This window comes from Streptomyces sp. B3I8, assembly GCF_030816915.1.
Taxonomy (GTDB): domain Bacteria; phylum Actinomycetota; class Actinomycetes; order Streptomycetales; family Streptomycetaceae; genus Streptomyces.
Genome location: NZ_JAUSYN010000002.1, coordinates 2,184,300 through 2,203,069 on the forward strand (window position 1 = coordinate 2,184,300; position 18,770 = coordinate 2,203,069).

Sequence of the window (18,770 nt, forward strand, 5' to 3'; positions counted from 1 at the left end):
GCGGGCGCGGCCTCCCCCGAGCGACCCGCCTCTCACCACGGCTGCGCACGGAAGGACCCGCGGGTGCCTCTCAATACGGACACGCGACGAACGGCGGACGAGACGGAACCGGCGGAGTCGGAAGAAGCGAAGGGATCGACGGGACCGACGGAACCGGCGGAACCCGCGGAACCGACGCTGCCCGCCGATGCGGAGGGTGCCGCTGAACCGGCGGAATCCGCGCAGCCCGCGGAACCCGTTGCGCCGGCCGAGGCGGAGGTCACGAAGACGACCGACACCGCCGGCACCGCGACGACCGACACCGCCGGCGCCGTCGAGTCCGCCGAGACCTCGGGGAAGACGGCCGAGGCGGACGCCCCTGAACCGGCGGACGAACCCGCGCCCGCGGACGCCCCCGAACCGACGGACACCCGTGAAGCGACGGACGCCCGCGAACCGACGACACAGGCGCCCGGACCGACAAGCACTCTCTCCCCGGCGGACGCCGACGAACCCCCGAATGCCCCCGCCCCCGCCCCCAAGTCGTCCCGCCCCCGTCTCGCCGCATGGCGGGAGGCGCACCCCACCGCCGCCCGTGTGCTGCGCGACGGCACCACCGTTCTCGCCGCCGTTCTCGTCCTCGCGGCGATGGTGCTGCCCAACCGCATGCACCTGCGCCCCGCGCAGTTCACCCGCATCCCCGTGGAGGCGCTGCTCGGCGGTGTCGTCCTGATGACGCTGCCCCGGCGCTGGCGGCTGGTCGCGGCCTGGGCCGGTGGCCTCGTCCTCGGCCTGCTGACGGTCCTGAACTTCTTCGACATGGGGTTCTACGAGTTCCTCGGCCGCCGCTTCGACATCGTGATCGACTGGGTGCTGCTCGGCGACGCCAGGTCGTACCTGAACGACACCGTCGGCAAGGGCGGCACGACCGCCGTTCTGATCGGCGCGGCCGCGCTGATCGTCGTCCTGGTCGTGCTGATCGCGCTCGCGGTGGTGCGGCTGAGCGAGCTGCTCGCCCGGCACCGCCACATCACCGGCCGTACGCTGCTGGTCCTCAGCATGGTGTGGATGACCTGCACCGTGCTGGGCCTGCGGATCGACGGTGTGCCGATCGCCTCGCAGCACACGATCGCGCTGGCCCGCAGCCGCGCCCAGGCCGTGCAGGACACCCTGCGGGACGAACGGGAGTTCGCGAAGACGGCGAAGGCGGACGCGTTCGGCGACACCCCGCCGTCCCAGCTCGTGCCGGACCTGCGCGGCAAGGACATGATCTTCACGTTCATCGAGAGCTACGGCCGCAGCGCGATCGAGGACCCGGTGATGGCACCCGGCGTCGACAAGACCCTCGCCACGAGCACGGCGGCGCTCGACAAGGCCGGGTTCCACGCCAAGAGCGGCTGGCTGACGTCGGCGACGTACGGCGGCAGCAGCTGGCTCGGGCACTCGACGTTCCTGTCGGGCCTGTGGATCGACAACCAGAACCGCTACCGCACGGTGACCAACAGCGACCACCTCAGTCTGACCAAGGCGTTCAAGAAGACCGGCGACTGGGACACCGTCGGCATCATGCCCGGCGTCCAGAAGGGCTGGCCGGAGGCGAAGTTCTACGGCCTGGACAAGGTCTACAACGCGTTCCAGATGGGGTACGAGGGGCCGAAGTTCAGTTGGTCGACCATGCCTGACCAGTACGCGCTGGAGTCGTTCCAGCGGCTGGAACACAGCAAGAAGCGCGACAAGCCGCTGATGTCCGAGATCATCCTGACGTCGAGCCACCAGCCGTGGGCGCCGATCCCGAAGATGGTCGGCTGGGACCAGGTGGGCGACGGATCGGTGTACGACGCGATCGAGAAGGCGGGCAAGGACCCGGGCGACGTCTTCTACGACTCCACGAAGGTGAAACAGGAGTACGGCAAGTCGATCCAGTACTCGGTGACGGCGCTGACGCAGTTCCTTCAGCGGTACGGCGACGACGACACGGTGCTGGTGTTCCTCGGCGACCACCAGCCGGTGGCGAAGGTGAGCGGCGACGGGGCCGACCACCAGGTGCCGGTGTCGATCGTGGCGAAGGACCCGAAGGTCCTGGACAAGATCGCGGACTGGAGGTTCACGGACGGTCTGCGCCCCGCGAAGAACGCGCCGGTGTGGCGGATGAGCTCCTTCCGCGACCGCTTCCTGACGGCGTACGGGTCGACGCCGCACCCGTCGAAGGGATGAGGTCACCTTCGTCGAAGGGACAAGGCCGCACCCGTCGAAGAGATGAGGTCACCGCGGCCTGCCTCGTCGCCGGGGCGGTGGCCGACGGCGTGCCGACGCTGGGCCGCAGTGTGATCGTCGACGCGGTCAACGCGGTGGAGGCGGCCCGCGGGCGGTGGCGGGCCCCGGCCGGACGCCACCGGGTGCCGGTGGTGTTCATCGAGGTGGTGTGCTCCGACTCGCGGACGCACAGGCAGCGGCTTGAGAGCCGTTCCCGGGACATCGCGGGCTTCGAGGAGCCGACCTGGGAGGCGGTGCGGGAGGGGCGAGCCGCGTTCGAACCCTGGGCCGATCACCGGCTGCTTCTCGACTCGATCGCGGACCTGGCCTCGAACGTCACGTAGACCCACACGTACCTGACCACGGCGAAGCCACCTTCGTGACCACGGCATCAGCGCCCACGCGGCCAGGGCCGCACGGACACGCCGACGCGGGCTCCGCAGAGCGCGCGCTCCTCGCCGCGCCTCAGGCCCCTACCCGCTCCCCCGCGCCCGCGTCCCGTACCTCGGGCTCCGCCAGCAGCCGGGCCGTCCGCTCGGCGGACGCCCGGGCCCGGCGGCCCGTGGTCAGTACGCCCAGTACCAGGACCAGCACCCCGCACACCAGGAGGATCCACCATCCCGGCCGCGCCGCCGACACGAACGCCTCCCGGTACGGCGACGCCCCCACACCGGAGGCCAGCACCGCACCGACCACCGCGACACCGAGTGCCTGCCCGAGCTGCCGGCTGGTGGAGGTCACCGCCGCCGCCACCCCGGCCTGCTCCCTCGGCATCCCGGAGACCGCGGTGTTGGTGATCGGCGAGTTCACGAAGCCGAACCCGATACCGAAGAGCACATAGCCGAGGAACAGGGTCACGTTCGACGTCTCCGCCTCGAACACGGCGAACAGGGTGCAGCACGCGGTCATCGCGCACCCCGCCAGCACCAGCGGCAGCCGCGGTCCCCTGCTGCCGACCAGCCGCCCCGAGAGCGGTGCGCACAGGCACGTCGGGACGGCCATCGGGAGCATCCACAGGCCCGCGTGCAGGGCGTCGAGTCCGCGTACGTTCTGCAGGTAGAGCGTGGTCAGGAAGAGGAAGCCGCCCAGTGAGGCGAACGCGCTGATCGCGATGACGGCCGCCCCGCCGAACGGCACGGACCGGAAGAAGCGCAGGTCGATGAGGGGTTCGGCGCGCCGGGGCTCGTACAGGAGCAGCCCGGCGAGAGCGGCCACGGCGAGGACGGCGTAGGGCAGCACCGCGAGGAACCCGGCGTCCGGCACCTCGATGATCGCGTACGTCAGGGCCCCGAACAGGGCGATGACCAGGATCTGTCCGAGCGGGTCGAGCCGGCGCGGCTTCGGCGCCCGCGACTCGGGCACGTACCGCAGGGTGAGCAGCAGCGCGGCGACGCCGACCGGGAGGTTGAGCCAGAAGATCGACCGCCAGCCCACCGACTCCACGAGCAGCCCGCCGACGAGGGGTCCGGCGGCCATGGAGATGCCCATGACGGCGCCCCAGACGCCGATCGCCCGGGCACGCTCGCGGGGGTCGGTGAAGGTGTTGGTGATGATCGACATCGCGACCGGGTTGAGCATCGAGCCGCCGATGGCCTGCACCATCCGGAAGATCACCAGGGTCTGGAGGTTCGGGGCCACGGAGCACAGCGCCGAGCCGACGGTGAACACGGCGAGGCCGGTCATGAAGACGCGTTTGCGGCCGATCCGGTCGGCGGTGGAGCCGGCCAGCATCAGCAGCGAGGCGAGGACGAGGGTGTAGGCGTCGATCGCCCACTGCAGCCCCGAGGTGCTGGTGTGGAGGTCCTCCTGCAGCGAGGGCAGGGCGACGTTGAGGACGGTGTTGTCCAGTCCCACGATCAGCAGGCTCATGCAGCAGATCGCGAGCACCAGCGTGCGGCGGCGGTGGCTGAGCTCAGGCATTACCGCATCGTACGACAACATGAATAGCGAGTCTAACTAATGACTTTCCTAACTAATGACGTATGCATCTTTCTGTGGACGACCTCGCGCCGGGGCCCGCCGGCGTGCGGGACAATGGAGCAATGTCCACGCCCACCAGCACGCCCACCGCCCCGCAGCGGCTCGGCACGCCCAGCGCTCCGCAGCAGATCGGCGCCCCCGCCGCCCCGCTGCGGATCGGCCCGCACCTCGTCGGACCGCCCGTCGTCCTCGCCCCCATGGCCGGGATCACGAACGCCCCCTTCCGTACGCTGTGCCGGGAGTTCAGCGCCGGCAAGGGGCTGTACGTCAGCGAGATGATCACCACCCGCGCCCTGGTCGAGCGCAACGACAAGACCATGCAGCTCATCCGGTTCGACGCGAGCGAGAAACCGCGCTCCATACAGCTGTACGGCGTCGACCCGGCGACGGTGGGCAAGGCCGTCCGGATGATCGCCGAGGAGGACCTCGCCGACCACATCGACCTCAACTTCGGCTGCCCCGTGCCGAAGGTGACCCGCAAGGGCGGCGGCTCGGCGCTGCCGTTCAAGCGGAACCTGCTGCGGTCGATCCTGCGCGAGGCGGTCAGCGGCGCCGGGGACCTCCCCGTGACGATGAAGATGCGCAAGGGCATCGACGACGACCACCTCACCTACCTCGACGCCGGGCGCATCGCGGTCGAGGAAGGCGTCACCGCCATAGCGCTGCACGGCCGCACCGCCGCCCAGCACTACGGCGGCACGGCGGACTGGGACGCGATCGCCCGCCTCAAGGAGCACGTCCCGGAGATCCCCGTGCTCGGCAACGGTGACATATGGTCCGCCGAGGACGCGCTGCGGATGGTGCGCGAGACGGGATGCGACGGCGTGGTCGTGGGTCGGGGCTGCCTGGGCCGGCCGTGGCTGTTCGCGGACCTGGTGGCCGCGTTCGAGGGGCGCCCGGACGCCTGTGTGCGCCCGACGCTGCGCCAGGTCGCCGACGTCATGGTCCGGCACGCCACGCTGCTCGGGGAGTGGCTCGGGGACGAGGCGCGCGGAGTGGTGGACTTCCGCAAGCACGTGGCCTGGTACCTGAAGGGGTTCGCGGTCGGCTCCGAGATGCGCAAGCGGCTGGCGATCACGTCGTCGCTCGCGGAACTGCGGGGCGGGCTGGACGAGCTGGACCTCGACCAGGAGTGGCCGGCGGGGGCGGACGGCCCACGCGGGCGGAGCTCCGGCAACAACAGGGTCGTCCTGCCGGACGGATGGCTGAAGGACCCGTACGACATGGCGGGTGTGGGCGAGGAGGCGGAGCTGGACACGTCGGGCGGCTGACCGTACCCGGCCTACGCGGTCCCGGGCATGCCGTGCCGCCCGGCGAACGCCAGTACCGCCCGTTCCAGACCCGGCAGGCGGCGGTGCGCCACGACCGCCAGCACGAGGGCGGCGGCCACTCCCGCCCAGGCCACCGGGCCCAGCGGGGTGCAGCCGAAGAGCTGGCTGAGGCCGGGGGTCTGGACGAGGGCCACCAGGGCCGCCGCCGAGCCGAAGACGGTGACGCGGACCAGGGGACTGTCGCGGCGGTCGGTCAGTGTCTGGGCGAGCTGGGTGCCGACCACGCCGCACAGCGCCATGGTCGTGGAGCGGCGTGCCGTGCCGGGGGTGAAGCGGCCGGCCAGCCAGGCGGCGGTCGCGCCGAGACAGGTCGTCGCCGCGCGGTGCCGGATCTGACGCAGGAGCGGTTCGCCGAGCAGGGCGGTGACCAGCGGTTCGGCCGGCTCCGGGGCGGTGTCGGGGTCGTCCGCCCGGGCCTGCTCGTCCAAGGCCTGTTCCACCGGCACCTGTTCCTCCGGGCTCTCCTGCGGGATCTGTTCCTTCGGGGTGACCGCGACCGCCATGGCCGGGAACAGGTCCGTGAACAGGTTCACCAGCAGCATCTGGCGGGTGGACAGCGGTGCCGAGCCGGACAGCAGTGTGCCGAGGATGCCGAAGCTCACCTCGCCCGCGTTGCCGCCGATCAGGATGGCGATGGCGTCCGCGACGCTGCGCCACAGGGCTCGGCCCTCGGTCACCGCCTCGACGAGGACGGTCATGTCGTCGTCGGTGAGGACGAGGTCGGCCGCGTTGCGCGCGGCGGCCGAGCCGCGGGCGCTGATGCCGACGCCGATGTCGGCGGCGCGGATCGCGGCGGCGTCGTTGGCGCCGTCGCCGACCATCGCCACCACCCGGCCGGCGTCCCGCAGCGACTCGATGACCTGGAGCTTCTGCTCGGGCGCGACCCGGGCGACGACTCCCACGTCGCGCAGCATGCGGGCGCGTGCGGAGCGGTCGGCAGCGGCCAGTTCGTCACCGGTGACGACGGTCGTGTCCTCGGGCCAGCCGAGTTCGGCGGCGATGGCCCTGGCGGTCCCCGGGTGGTCGCCGGTGAGCATGACGGGCCGTACGCCCGCCTCGCGCAGTCCTCGTACGAGGGCGGTGGAGCTCTCGCGTGGTGTGTCCGCGAGTGCCAGCAGACCGATGAACTCCAGCTCGCCCAGCGGGCGTTCGAGGACGTCCGCGGCCGACTCGCCGTCCGCCAGGGGCCGGTGGGCCACCGCGAGCACGCGCAGTCCGTCGTCGGCGAGCGCGTGCGCGGTCTCGGTGGCGTGCTCGGTACGGCCCCGGACGGCGGGCAGGACGGTCTCGGGGGCACCCTTGACCACGAGCACCCGCCCGCCACCGGCCCCCCGCCCGCCACCGGCCCCCCGCCCGCCACCGGCCTCCCGGCCGACGGCCGCGGCGTAGCCGCGGGCGGCCTCGAAGGGCAGGTACTCCTCCTGCCGCCAGCCGGGGTCGGGCCGGGCCGCGTCGAGGACCGCCTCGTCGGTGGCGTGGTCCACGCGGGCGGAGTCGCCGTTCGCCCGGGGGCAGGCGCGGGCGGCGGCGCGCAGCGTCTCCATACCGGCCTCGGTCTCGACCACGTCGTCAGGTCGGTGCACGGTGCCGTCGGCGTCGGTCAGCCGGACAAGGCGCAGCCGGTTCTCGGTGAGCGTGCCGGTCTTGTCGAAGCAGACGGTGTCCATCCGGCCCAGCGCCTCCAGCGTGCGGGGGGCGCGCACCAGGACCCCCCGGCGGCTGAGCCGCCGCGCGGCGGCGAGCTGCGCCACCGTCGCCACCAGCGGCAGCCCCTCGGGGACGGCGGCCACGGCGACCGCGACCCCGCCGCCGACCGCCCGGCGCAGCGGTGTGCCGCGCAGCAGTGCCAGCCCGGTCACCGCGGCGCCGCCCGCCATGGTGAGCGGCAGCGCCTTGCGGGTCAGTTCCTGCAGCCGGGCCTGGACGCCGGCGGCGGGGGGCGTGCGGGCGGCGAGGTGGACGGCGCGCGCGGACTCGGTGTGGTCACCGGTGTCGACGACGACCGCGCGGGCCTGCCCGGCGACCACGGTGGTGCCCTCGAACACCATGCAGCTCCGGTCGGCGACGGCGGCCCTCGGGGTGGGCGCGGTCTGTTTGTCGACGGGCAGCGACTCCCCCGTCAGCGCGGACTCGTCGACTTCGAGGCCGTCCTCCCACAGCAGCCGGGCGTCGGCGGGTACGACGTCGTCGGCCTTGAGCGCGATGACGTCACCGGGGTGCAGCCCGGCGGCGTCGACGGTGCGGGGTTCGGCGGCGGGGCCGTCGTCGCCGGTGCTCACCCGGGCCTTGCGCTTCTGCTCGTCCAGCAGCCCGGACAGCGCCCGCTCGGCGCGCAGCCGCTGGACGCCGCCGACCAGCGCGTTCAGATCGAGGGCACCGAGGACGAGGAGGGCGTCGACGGCGGAACCGAGGATCGCGGAGGCGGCCGAGCCGACGGCGAGGACGGGGGTGAGCGGGTCGTCGAGTTCGCCCCGTACGGCGCGGCCGAGCTGCCAGGTCCAGCGGGCCGGTGCCAGAACGCGGACCTTCCCGGTGCGGTCGCCCAGCGCGCGGGCCCGGAGCGTCGCCCGCTCGACGGCACCGGGCCGGACCTCGGGCTCCTCGTACAGCCGCCGCCGCACGTCCCCCGGCTTGAGCGCGTGCCAGGCCACCCGGGGCCGGGGGTGCGGAGCGCGCGCCACCGCCACTCCGAGCGCCGCGCGCGCCCCGGTGTAGAGGGCCACCGCCGCTGCCGCGTCGACGGGGGCGTGCCGCAGCCCGGGCCAGGGCGAGGGGCGCCCGCGCCGGGACTCGCCGACGGCGACGAGCAGCCCGGACAGCACGGCCCCCGACCGCGCCAGCGTCTGCGACCTGCGCCCCACCGCGCGGGCGGCGGGCACGGCGGTGAGCAGCCGCCACACGTCGGCCGGCCCCTGCCGGGCGAGCACGTCGGCCCCCCAGACGACGGCGGCGTCCCCGTCGGTGAGGGCGACGGCCACGTCCCCGCCGAGCAGCCCTTCCAGGACGTCGTCGCGTACGTCGCCGAGGGCGGCGGTGTCACCGGCGGTGGCGGGTGTACGGCCGGGCACGGCGGGTTCCGCCGCCGCGGCCGGCACCCGGGCCACCGTCACCACCGTGCCTCCGTGACGTTCCCGCTGCCGGGCGACCACCTCCGCCAACGGGCGTTCCGGGTCCGCCACGTGGTCGGCGAGGCCGGTGAAGTCGGCGAGCGCGGGATGGTCGACGACCACGACGCGCAGTCCGGCCCGGCGGGCCGCCTCCAGGATCTCCTCCGCCCACGGATCGGCGCCCCCGGACGGCGCGAGCAGTGCGCTGGGGTGCAGGACGAGCGTGTCGGCGGTCTCCAGCTGGGCGAGCCGCTCGGTGTCGCGGACGAGCACGCCCGCGCGGGACAGGGCGGCGGCGAGGACGGCGTGGAAGGCGGCGGGCCCGTAGCGGGCGGCCTTCGGGGAGCCGGCGAGCACCGCCTCGGCCGCCTCGCCGAGGTCGTGCTTGACCAGCAGGGTCGCGGCGGCGCCCACCATGCTTCCGGTGGCGGCCGCGGCGGCGTACTCCTGCGCCGGGGAGGTGCGCAGCGGCGGGCGCGGGTACCGGCCGGCGGGCACGCCGGTCCGGTCGGGCCTGCACACCTCGTCGTGCACGGCGTCGAAGGCGGCGGCGCGTGCCACGGTCTCCCCCACCTGGCAGGCGCGCAGGGCCCCGTCGAGCGCGAGCGCGGTCGGGGTGCGGCCGGCACCGTGGACGGCGGCGTTGGCGACGGCCAGGGCCAGGTCCATGCGCGAGCGGCCGATGCGGGCGCGCAGCAGGCCGCGGAACCGGGGGTTCTCGCGCAGCAGCGTCGTGACGGCGGTGACCGCCCGCGGGGACACCGGCAGTCGCAGGGCCGAGCCGGCGAAGGCCACGGCGATGCCGCCCACGTCGGCGACGAGGGCCGCGGCGGCGGTGCGGACGCCGGCGGGGTCGCCCGGGTGGGCGAACTCCTCCACCCGCTCGTCGCTCTCCCCCAGTCCGTGCCGGGCGGCGAGGGCGGACGCGTGGTCCAGGACGCGGTCCATCGCGGTGTCCTCGGTGGCGGCGACCACCAGCCGGGACAGCCCGCCGTCCCAGTAGGCGAACGCCACGTCCGGGTGGTCGGCGAGGGCGGCGGCGACCCGGCGCGCGCGGTGTTCCGTACCGCCCGCGACGCCGCCCTCCGCGCGCAGCGCCAGGTGGGCCCGGGTGCCGGACCGCCAGGGGCGCGGCCGGCCCGGCAGGGCGTCGCGGACCACCCGGCCCACCCGGGCCGCGCCGTCCGCGCCACGGACGCCCGCCCGCGCGGTGCCCGCCGCCGCGCCGACGACCGCGCCGACCGCCGGTGCGGCGGACCGGGCGAGCAACCGGGGCCCGGCGAGGGCGAGTTCGGCGGCGGTGGCCGTCGGACGGGTCAGGAGTGCCGATGTCGATGCCAATGCCGCTGCCGGTGCCATGTCGCCGCCGTCCCGCTCAGCCGGTGCTGCGGTCGCGCACGGCGGTGGCCCGGGCCGCCGCCTTCGCCGCCTTCGCGGCCTTCGCGGCCTTCGCCGTGTTCGCAGTCCGTACCGTCTTCGCGGCCCGTGCCGTCCTCGTCGCCTTCGCCGACTCCGCCGACCGGGAAGCGGCCCCGCCACCGGTCTCCTTGGCACCGACGGCCGCCTTGCTCCTCCTGACCGTCGGGGAGGCCACGCCCTTCGTCGCCGCCTTCGTGGTGGCCCGGCCCGCGCGCGCCGCCGTACCGCCCGCGGCGACCGCCTTGCCCTTCGGCGCGGGCGAGGCACGGCGTGCCCTGGACACGGCGGCGGGCGACGCGGGGGTGGTGACCGTCGCGGTGTGCGCGGCGTGCCCGTCGTGGGAGGCGTCCTCCGCACGGTCCCGGGGGCGCGGCTGGGTGAGCCAGGCGACGGCCGCCCCCGTGACGGCGACGGGCCACTCGACGACGCCCGCGAGGCCGAGCACCCCCGCCCCGGTGTACACGACGAACCGCCGTCCGCGCGGCGACACGGCGCCGACCCTGTCCAGCGCGTCCCCGGCGGCCCGGGTCACGGCCCCGCCACCGGGCACCTTCCGCAGCACCGAGGCGGCGGTGCGCAGCGGCAGGAGCAGACTCGACGACTTGACCTCGGCCATGATTCACCTCGCGTACGCGACAAAATCGTGTGAACCTGGCGAGTGCCCTCATACCGGGCGGCAAACCGGGCCGTTCGGGTGAACGCCGCCCTCTGCCCCCGGCCCGCTCTCCTGGGCCAGGTCAGTGACCGGGCAGGGCGAACCCGAGCGCGGTCAGCGCGTCCTCGGCGGCCAGCCGGTCCTGCTCGTGGCTGCCGCCGGAGACGCCCAGCCCGCCGACGCACCGCCCGTCCTCGAGCAGCGGGTAGCCGCCGCCGACGGCCATCAGGCGGGGGTGGCCGCCCAGGGGCGCGACCTTCGGGTCGGCGAGGTACTCGTTCCACGTGTGGGTGGGGAGCTGGAAGGAGGCCGCGGTCCAGGCCTTGTCGAGGGCGACCTCGGCGGTCAGGAAGGGCGCGCCGTCGGGCCGGTCGAACGCCTTGAGGTGTCCTCCCTGGTCGGTGACGGCGACGGCCGCGGCGAAGCCGATCCGGGCGGCGGCGGCGTGGACCGCCGCGATGAGCGCGCCGGCGGCTGCCTGGGTGACGGACGGGGTCGGGGCCGACTTCTGGAGGGTGTCGGTGGTCATGAGGGTTCCTCTGTCGCTGTTCCGGGTGCGGGGCTGTGTGGGGCGGGGCGAGGACTGCTCGGTCCGGGGCGAGGACCACGTGGTCCGGGGCCGCGTCATCGCAGGGGCGAGGCGGGGGTGGGGGACACGCGGGTGACGACCGACTTCTCGGGGATCAGCAGGCCGTACACGACCGGACCGATCTCGTTCTTCCACCGGTCGTTCTCGTAGACGGCCTCGTAGAGGGCCTTGCTCTGGGCCTCGTCCTCGAAGCGGCGGATCCAGATGTAGCCGTCCTCGTCCTCGTCGTCGACGAAGGAGGCCGTCACGTCCATGCCGAGCGAGGTCTGGAACGGGATGACCACGTCCTCCATGTACCGCACCCATTCGTCACGGCGTCCGGGGTGGGCCTGGTAGCGGCGGATCTCGTAGTACATGTCGTTGCTCCGTTGTCGGTGGGAAAGGGCTGGGGGCGTCAGTCCGTGACGGTCAGGACGAGCTTGCCGCGCGTGCGGCCCTCCTCACCGCGGGCGTGGGCCTCCGCGGCCCGCTCCAGCGGGAAGGTGCCCGCCACCTCGACGGAGACCTCGCCGGCGTCGATCAGCCCCGCGATCATGGTCAGCGCCGGGCCGTCCGGCTCGACCAGGTACCCGGTGACCCGCGCACCGGCCGCCTCGGCGGCCGCGGCCAGCTCCGGGGAGACACCGCCCGGGACGGACACCAGCAGTCCGCCGGGGCGCAGGACCTTCAGCGAGCGGGTGCTCGTGCTGTCGTGCGCGTCGCCCACCAGGTCGATGACGACGTCGACGTCGGAGACGGCCTCCTCGAAGCGGGTGGTGGTGTAGTCGACGGTCTCCTCGGCGCCGAGTTCCTTGAGCCAGGTGTGGCGGCCGGCACTCGCGGTGGCGATCACGTGCGCGCCGAGGTGCCGGGCGAACTGCACCGCGAAGTGGCCCACCCCACCGGCAGCGGCCGTGATCAGCACGCGCTGGCCGGGCTGCACGTGGACGGTGTCGACCACGATCTGCCAGGCGGTCAGCGCCGCCAGCGGCACGGCGGCCGCGTGCACGTGGTCGAGGGTGGCCGGCTTGCGGGCCCACTGCCGGGCGGGCGCGGTCACGTACTCGGCGTAGGCGCTCGCGGCACGCGGGAACCACGGCATGCCGTACACCTCGTCGCCGGGCGCGAGGGTGGTGACGCCGAAGCCGACCTTCTCGACGACGCCGGAGACGTCCCAGCCCAGGATCAGCGGGAACTTCTGCAGCCCCGCCATGCCCTGGCCCTCACGGGTCTTCCAGTCCACCGGGTTGACGCCGGCGGCGTGCACCCGCACCAGCACCTCGGTGGGCAGCGGCTCGGGGCGCGCGACCTCCTCGACGGTCAGCACCTCCTGTCCGCCGAACTCCTTGAGGGTGACGGCCCGCATGACGTTGTCGCTGCTCATGATGTCCTCGCTCCGTGCTGTGCACTCCGCGCGCCGCGCACTGGGTTCCGCGCGCCCCGCGCTGTACGTCCGACGTTCACTTCTTGCCGGGACCGTGTCCCGGCAAGAAGAGAGTGCCCGGCGGCCGCAGAGGCAAGTGAGTGGCCGGAAGGCCACCTGTAGTAGCATTCCGGCCATGCCGCATCGAGTCGTCGTCCTCGCCCTCGACGGAGTCCTCCCGCTGGACCTGGGCATCCCCGCCCGGGTGTTCAACGAGGCCTGCACGCCGGACGGGACCCGTCTGTACTCCGTCACGACCTGCTCCCTGGGCGGCCGGCCGGTCCGTACGCACGAGGACTACCGGATCGTCGTCGATCACGACGAGTCGGCGCTGGAGACCGCGGACACCGTCGTCCTCGCCACGCAGGAGCCCGGCCGGGAGCTGCTGTCGACCGGCACGCTCCCTGCCGACGTCGCCGCGGCCCTCGGCCGCATCGGGCCGCGGACCCGCATCGTCAGCCTGTGCACCTCGGCCTTCCTGCTCGCGGCGGCCGGACTGCTGGACGGCAGACGGGCGACCACCCACTGGGCGCTGTGCGACGCGCTGGCGCGGCTCTTCCCCCGGGTGGAGGTCGACCCGGAGGTGCTGTTCGTCGACAACGGACGCGTCCTGACGTCCGCCGGCGGGGCGGCGGGCATCGACCTGTGCCTGCACCTGGTCCGGCTGGACCACGGGGCGGCGGTGGCCTCGGCCGCCGCGCGGCGCTGCGTGGTGGCGCCGTGGCGCGAGGGCGGGCAGGCGCAGTTCATCGAGCACCCGGTCCCGCAGGACACCGACCGCTCCACGTCGGCGACCCGGCAGTGGGCGCTGGACCGGCTGGAGGAGCCGCTCACGCTGGAGGACATGGCACGGCACGCGCACATGAGTGTGCGCACGTTCACCCGGAAGTTCCGGGGCGAGGTGGGCAGCAGCCCGCTGAAGTGGCTGGCGCAGCGGCGCCTCGCGCACGCGCGGCTGCTGCTGGAGTCCACCGACCTGCCCGTCGCACGGATCGCCACCGCCTGCGGCTTCGGCAACCCCGTCGCCCTGCGCCAGCAGTTCCACGCGCACGTGGGCCTGTCGCCGCTGGCCTACCGCCGCGCCCACAGCGCCCCGGAGCCGGCGGCCGCGCGGTGACCGCGCCTTCCCGCGCGCCGATCGCCGGTCCCCGCGCGTACCGTCTCCCGCATGGCACCGGCCAGCGACGTCCTCACCGCCGACCGCGTCCTCGACGCCACCGAGAAGGTGCTGCGCCGGGCACGGCCCGGCCAAGGCGACCGTGACGGACGTGGCGCGGGCGCTCGGCGTCCTCACCGGACAGCTCACCGAGACCGTCCGGGCCCGGGTGTCCTACGGCAGCTTCCGGCAGTCCCCCGGACCGGAGGCCACCGCCGCGGCCCTCCTCGACCTGCTGATGACGGGGCTACGGGCGCACTGAGGGGGCCGTCGGGCAACGCCCCCCAGCCCAGGTGCACCCCTCAGATGCACCCCCTCAGGCATGTGTCAGGCGACGCAGAACTCGTTGCCCTCGGGGTCGCGCATCACCCACCAGTGGCCGGCCGGGCCCCGGTCGACCTCCTCGACCCGCCGCGCGCCCAGCGACTCCAGTCGGGCGACGGTCCGCTCCCGGCCCTCCTCCCCCGCGTGCACGTCGAGGTGCAGCCGGTTCTTCACCGTCTTCGGCTCCGGCACGTCCTGGAACAGGATGCGCCGGCCCGTGCCGATGCCGGTGGTCTCGTCGTAGGGGTCGTCGGGGTGCCGGATCGCGGCGAGGCCGCGGAAGACGCGGCGCCCGTCGTGCTCCGCCGTCGCCGCCTGCGGCAGCCGTCCGGCCGCCAGGAGCCGTTCGATCAGGGCGCTGTTGTCCTCGACGGTGTATCCCAGCGCGGCGGCCCAGAAGTCCGCGAGCGCGGGGGCGTCGGCGGTGTCGACGACGAGCTTGACGTGCAGGGCTTCGGAGTGCGCAGTCATGGGATCGCTTCTACGGGGCGGGAGGGCACCCTGTCCAGCGTCACCGCCCCCGCCGCCCCCGCCGCCCCCACCCGCCCCGTCCTCAGCCGACCTCAGCCGACCTCCCTGGGCAGCCGCAGGCTCAGCGCCACCGTCACGACGACCAGGGCGAGTTGGGCCAGCAGCGTCGTCACCAGCGCGTCGCGCATGCCCATCCCCGGGGCCAGCGCCAGGAACAGCGAGCCCAGTGTCGCCACGCCGAGGGCGAGCGCCGACTGCTGGGTGGTGATCATGACGCCGCTGCCGACGCCCGCGCGGGCCGTCGGGACCTCGGAGAGGATGACGCGGAACAGGACCGGCATCTGGAGCGCCTGCCCCGCCCCGGCCACCGCCCCGCCCGGGAGCAGCGTCACGATGCCCAGGTCGGGCCAGTCCCGCCGGACCGCCAGGGCGATGAGCACCAGGCCGACGACCTGGATCAGCCCGCCCGCGGTCACCACGCGCGTGCCGAACCGGGCCACCAGACGCGGCCCGCACAGCGAGACGACGAAGAACGCCGCCGCCATCGGCACCAGCGTCACCCCGGCCGCCACCGGCCCCAGCTCCGCACCCTGCTGGAGCGCGACCGCGAGGACGAACATGAAGCCGCTGAAGCCGACGGAGAACGGCGCCAGCAGGATCAGGCCCCGGCGCAGCGAGGGCAGCGCGAACAGACTCGGCGGCACGAGCGGGGTGCGGCCGGCGCGGTCGGCCCTGCGCTCCACGGCGTAGAAGCCCCAGGCCACGAAGGGGAAGGCGAGCAGTGCCGCCCAGGTCCACAGCGGCCAGCCGGCCGCCCGGCCCTCGGTCAGCGGCACCAGCAGGGTCAGCAGGGAGGCGGCGAGCAGCACGGTGCCGGGGCCGTCCACCGGCTCCGGGCGCGGCGAGCGGGTGTCGGGGACGGCCCGCACGGCCAGGACCAGGCCGACGAGGACGGCCGGCACGTTCACCAGGAACACCGCGCGCCAGCCGCTGCCGGCGATGTCGGCGGCCACGAGGACACCGCCGAGGATCTGCCCGCCGACCATGGAGAGTCCGGCCGTCGCCCCGTACAGGCCCATGGCGCGGGCCCGGCGGGCTCCGGCCGTGCCGGCCTGGATGGTGGCGAGCACCTGCGGCAGCATCGCCGCGGCCGCCGCGCCCTGCGCCGCGCGGGCCGCGACCAGCGTCCAGGCGTCCGGCGCGAGACCGCAGGCGAGCGAGGCCAGGCCGAAGGCGGCCAGGCCGCCGAGGAAGAGCCGGCGGCGGCCGAAGAGGTCGCCGAGGCGTCCGCCGAGGACCAGCAGGACGGCGTAGGCCACCCCGTAACCGGCGACGACGAGTTCGAGGACGGCCTCGCCCGCGTGCAGGTCCTCGCCGATCGTCGGCAGGGCCACGTTGACGATGAAGAAGTCGATGAGGGGGAGCGCCGCGCCCAGGAGCACGGTGAACAGCCCGAGCGCGCCGAGCACGGGCGGCGCACCGGAAGTCACCGAGGAGGCAGCAGAGGTCGACAAGGCGGAAGAGGGTGAGGGGGGAAGAGTCTTCGTCACCTCACCGAGGCTCCGCCGGACCCCAGGCTGGTACCAGAGTGTCTTTATCCTGGTAGCGGAACCACCTGGCAACAGGATCCGGCGCACGGCACCATGGAATCATGACGACGACCGCGCAGGAGACCACGCCCGTACACGCGACCGCGCGGGAGACCATGCCCGTACGCGCGACCCCCGCCGGACACGAGGGCTCCGCGTCGGCGGTACGGCGGCACGAACTGGCCGCCTTTCTGCGGCACCGCCGCGAGCATGTCACGCCCGAACAGGTGGGGCTCCCCCGCGGCCTGCGCCGGCGCACCCCAGGGCTGCGCCGCGAGGAGGTCGCCCAGCTCTCCTCGGTCGGCGTCACCTGGTACACGTGGCTGGAGCAGGCCCGCAACATCCAGGTCTCGGTGCAGGTCCTGGACTCCCTGGCCCGGGCGCTGCTGCTCGACTCCAGCGAGCGGGCGCACCTGTTCAACCTCGCCGGAGCCGTCGACCCGGCGCCCAGCGGCAGTTGCTCCGCCGTCACCCCGGCACAGCACATCCTGCTGAAGCAGTTGGAGCCGCTGCCCGCCTGCGTGCAGAACAGCCGGTACGACATCCTCGCGTACAACCGCACCTACGGGAGGATGCTCTGTGATCTGGACGCGATCCCCGTGGAGGACCGCAACTGCATCCTGCTCGCCTACACCCACCCACAGTGGCGCACGTCGCTGACCAACCGCGAGGAGGTGCTGCGGCTGATGGCCGCCAAGCTCCGCGCGACGATGGCCGAGCATCTCGCCGAGCCCGCCTGGAAGTTCCTCCTGAACCGGCTGCTCACCGAGTCGGAGGAGTTCGTCGAGATCTGGGAGCGGCACGAGGTGGTGGGCCCGCGCGTCAAGCGCAAGCAGTTCTGCAACTCCCAGGTCGGCCTGCTCACCCTGGACCACACCGACCTCTGGCTGGGCCCGCGCAACGGCCCCCGGCTGGTCACCTACGCCCCGGCGGACGACGAGACCCGTGCCCGCCTGGAACGCCTGCAGGCGCTTGCGGCACTGGCATGAGAAAGCCGTTCCCCGCGCCCTGGAGGGACGCGGGGAACGGCACGAGAAACCGCAAGTGCGCGACTGCGACGAACCGGCAGCCGACGACTCAGCAGCCGAGGAGCCGGCTCCCCAGGTATCCCTCGATCTGGTCGAGGGACACCCGCTCCTGCTTCATCGAGTCACGCTCGCGCACGGTCACCGCGTTGTCCTCGAGCGTGTCGAAGTCGACGGTGACGCAGAACGGCGTACCGATCTCGTCCTGGCGGCGGTAGCGGCGCCCGATCGCACCCGCGTCGTCGAAGTCGATGTTCCAGTTCTGGCGCAGCGCCTGCGCGAGCCCCTTCGCCTTCGGCGACAGCTCGGGGTTGCGCGACAGCGGCAGGACGGCGACCTTCACCGGGGCCAGGCGCGGGTCGAGCCGCAGCACCGTGCGCTTCTCCATCTTGCCCTTGGCGTTGGGCGCCTCGTCCTCGACGTAGGCGTCCAGCAGGAAGGCGAGCATGGTGCGGCCGACACCGGCCGCCGGCTCGATGACGTACGGCGTCCAGCGCTCGCCGGCCTCCTGGTCGAAGTACGACAGGTCCTGGCCGGAGGCCTTGGAGTGGGCGCTGAGGTCGTAGTCGGTGCGGTTGGCGACGCCCTCCAGCTCGCCCCACTCCGAGCCGCCGAAGCGGAAGCGGTACTCGATGTCGGCGGTGCGCTTGGAGTAGTGGGAGAGCTTCTCCTTCGGGTGCTCGTACCAGCGCATGTTCTCCTCACGCAGGCCGAGACCCCGGTACCAGTTCCAGCGCTGCTCCATCCAGTACTCCTGCCACGTCTCGTCCTCGCCCGGCTTGACGAAGAACTCCATCTCCATCTGCTCGAACTCGCGGGTGCGGAAGATGAAGTTGCCGGGCGTGATCTCGTTGCGGAAGGACTTGCCCATCTGGGCGATGCCGAAGGGGGGCTTGCGGCGCGAGGTCTGCTGGACCTGGCCGAAGTTGGTGAAGATGCCCTGGGCGGTCTCGGGGCGCAGGTAGGCGACCGAGCCGGAGTCCTGGGTGGGGCCGAGGTGCGTGGAGAGCAGGCCGGAGAACTGCTTGGGCTCGGTGAAGGTGCCCTTGTTGCCGCAGTTGGGGCAGTTGATGTCGGCCAGGCCGTTCGCCGGGGCGTGCCCCTTCTTCTCCTCGTACCCCTCCTCCAGGTGGTCGGCGCGGAAGCGCTTGTGGCAGGAGGTGCACTCGGTCAGCGGGTCGGTGAAGGTGGCGACGTGGCCGGAGGCCACCCAGACCTCGGTGGCCAGGATCACCGACGAGTCGATACCGACGACGTCCTCGCGGGAGGTGACCATGTAACGCCACCACTGGCGCTTGATGTTCTCCTTGAGCTCGACGCCGAGCGGGCCGTAGTCCCAGGCGGCGCGCTGCCCGCCGTAGATCTCACTACAGGGGTACACGAAGCCACGGCGCTTGCTCAGGCTGACGATGGTGTCGATCTTGTCGGCGGCCACGATGCTCTCTTCATACGACGGAACGGCGCGAATGCTTCAGGTTACCGGCGTGGCC

The 18,770-nt window shown here is 73.6% G+C and carries 15 protein-coding genes; 6 read left to right on the forward strand and 9 right to left on the reverse strand.

Going from position 1 to position 18,770, the window contains the following annotated elements:
* The first annotated feature begins 63 nt into the window (after positions 1-63).
* Both QFZ64_RS11810 and QFZ64_RS11815 read left to right on the forward strand, forming a co-directional pair.
* A complete protein-coding gene (locus tag QFZ64_RS11810) occupies positions 64-2,193 on the forward strand; it encodes a CDP-alcohol phosphatidyltransferase (RefSeq protein ID WP_307064843.1) in 2,130 nt (709 codons plus the stop codon).
* The gene (locus tag QFZ64_RS11815) at positions 2,190-2,576 is read left to right on the forward strand and encodes an AAA family ATPase (RefSeq protein ID WP_307064844.1); all 387 of its coding nucleotides are present in this window, start codon (positions 2,190-2,192) and stop codon (positions 2,574-2,576) included. The genes QFZ64_RS11810 and QFZ64_RS11815 overlap by 4 nt, the downstream gene beginning before the upstream one ends.
* A 121-nt stretch (positions 2,577-2,697) precedes the next feature.
* Here QFZ64_RS11815 and QFZ64_RS11820 read toward each other — a convergent pair whose 3' ends face one another.
* A complete protein-coding gene (locus QFZ64_RS11820) occupies positions 2,698-4,152 on the reverse strand; it encodes an MFS transporter (RefSeq protein WP_307064845.1) in 1,455 nt (484 codons plus the stop codon).
* 257 nt (positions 4,153-4,409) lie between these two features.
* Here QFZ64_RS11820 and dusB point away from each other — a divergent pair, with 257 nt between their 5' ends.
* The gene (dusB, locus tag QFZ64_RS11825; protein ID WP_307071658.1) at positions 4,410-5,483 is read left to right on the forward strand and encodes a tRNA dihydrouridine synthase DusB; all 1,074 of its coding nucleotides are present in this window, start codon (positions 4,410-4,412) and stop codon (positions 5,481-5,483) included.
* A gap of 11 nt (positions 5,484-5,494) precedes the next feature.
* On the opposite strand, the gene QFZ64_RS11830 is transcribed toward dusB, so the two are convergent.
* The 5 genes from QFZ64_RS11830 to QFZ64_RS11850 all read right to left on the reverse strand — a co-directional run bounded on the left by QFZ64_RS11830 (position 5,495) and on the right by QFZ64_RS11850 (position 12,676).
* The gene (locus tag QFZ64_RS11830) at positions 5,495-10,009 is read right to left on the reverse strand and encodes a cation-translocating P-type ATPase (RefSeq protein ID WP_307064846.1); all 4,515 of its coding nucleotides are present in this window, start codon (positions 10,007-10,009) and stop codon (positions 5,495-5,497) included.
* 16 nt (positions 10,010-10,025) lie between these two features.
* Positions 10,026-10,685, reverse strand: a complete 660-nt coding sequence (locus QFZ64_RS11835; protein ID WP_307064847.1) for a hypothetical protein — start codon at positions 10,683-10,685, stop codon at positions 10,026-10,028.
* 121 nt (positions 10,686-10,806) lie between these two features.
* Positions 10,807-11,253 (reverse strand): heme-binding protein, encoded by a 447-nt coding sequence (locus QFZ64_RS11840; protein ID WP_307064848.1) that lies wholly within the window; start codon positions 11,251-11,253, stop codon positions 10,807-10,809.
* A gap of 95 nt (positions 11,254-11,348) precedes the next feature.
* The gene (locus tag QFZ64_RS11845; RefSeq protein WP_307064849.1) at positions 11,349-11,669 is read right to left on the reverse strand and encodes an NIPSNAP family protein; all 321 of its coding nucleotides are present in this window, start codon (positions 11,667-11,669) and stop codon (positions 11,349-11,351) included.
* Between the two features lie 38 nt (positions 11,670-11,707).
* Positions 11,708-12,676 (reverse strand): NADP-dependent oxidoreductase, encoded by a 969-nt coding sequence (locus QFZ64_RS11850; RefSeq protein WP_307064851.1) that lies wholly within the window; start codon positions 12,674-12,676, stop codon positions 11,708-11,710.
* 175 nt (positions 12,677-12,851) lie between these two features.
* On the opposite strand from QFZ64_RS11850, the gene QFZ64_RS11855 reads away from it, so the two are divergent.
* Together QFZ64_RS11855 and QFZ64_RS11860 are read left to right on the forward strand one after the other, a co-directional pair.
* Positions 12,852-13,832 carry a GlxA family transcriptional regulator gene (locus QFZ64_RS11855; RefSeq protein ID WP_307064853.1) on the forward strand — a complete coding sequence of 327 codons (981 nt, stop codon included), beginning with the start codon at positions 12,852-12,854 and terminating at the stop codon, positions 13,830-13,832.
* 142 nt (positions 13,833-13,974) lie between these two features.
* Complete coding sequence (locus tag QFZ64_RS11860) at positions 13,975-14,133, forward strand: hypothetical protein (protein ID WP_307064855.1); 159 nt, start codon at positions 13,975-13,977, stop codon at positions 14,131-14,133.
* 65 nt (positions 14,134-14,198) lie between these two features.
* Here QFZ64_RS11860 and QFZ64_RS11865 read toward each other — a convergent pair whose 3' ends face one another.
* Both QFZ64_RS11865 and QFZ64_RS11870 read right to left on the reverse strand, forming a co-directional pair.
* Positions 14,199-14,666: a VOC family protein gene (locus QFZ64_RS11865; RefSeq protein ID WP_307064857.1), complete on the reverse strand. Its 468-nt coding sequence runs from the start codon at positions 14,664-14,666 to the stop codon at positions 14,199-14,201.
* Between the two features lie 92 nt (positions 14,667-14,758).
* Positions 14,759-16,180, reverse strand: coding sequence for an MFS transporter (locus QFZ64_RS11870; protein WP_307064859.1), 1,422 nt, complete (start codon positions 16,178-16,180; stop codon positions 14,759-14,761).
* Between the two features lie 137 nt (positions 16,181-16,317).
* On the opposite strand from QFZ64_RS11870, the gene QFZ64_RS11875 reads away from it, so the two are divergent.
* A complete protein-coding gene (locus tag QFZ64_RS11875; RefSeq protein WP_373430591.1) occupies positions 16,318-17,244 on the forward strand; it encodes a helix-turn-helix transcriptional regulator in 927 nt (308 codons plus the stop codon).
* 88 nt (positions 17,245-17,332) lie between these two features.
* Here QFZ64_RS11875 and QFZ64_RS11880 read toward each other — a convergent pair whose 3' ends face one another.
* Positions 17,333-18,715, reverse strand: a complete 1,383-nt coding sequence (locus tag QFZ64_RS11880) for a glycine--tRNA ligase (protein ID WP_307064861.1) — start codon at positions 18,713-18,715, stop codon at positions 17,333-17,335.
* Positions 18,716-18,770: the final 55 nt, after the last annotated feature.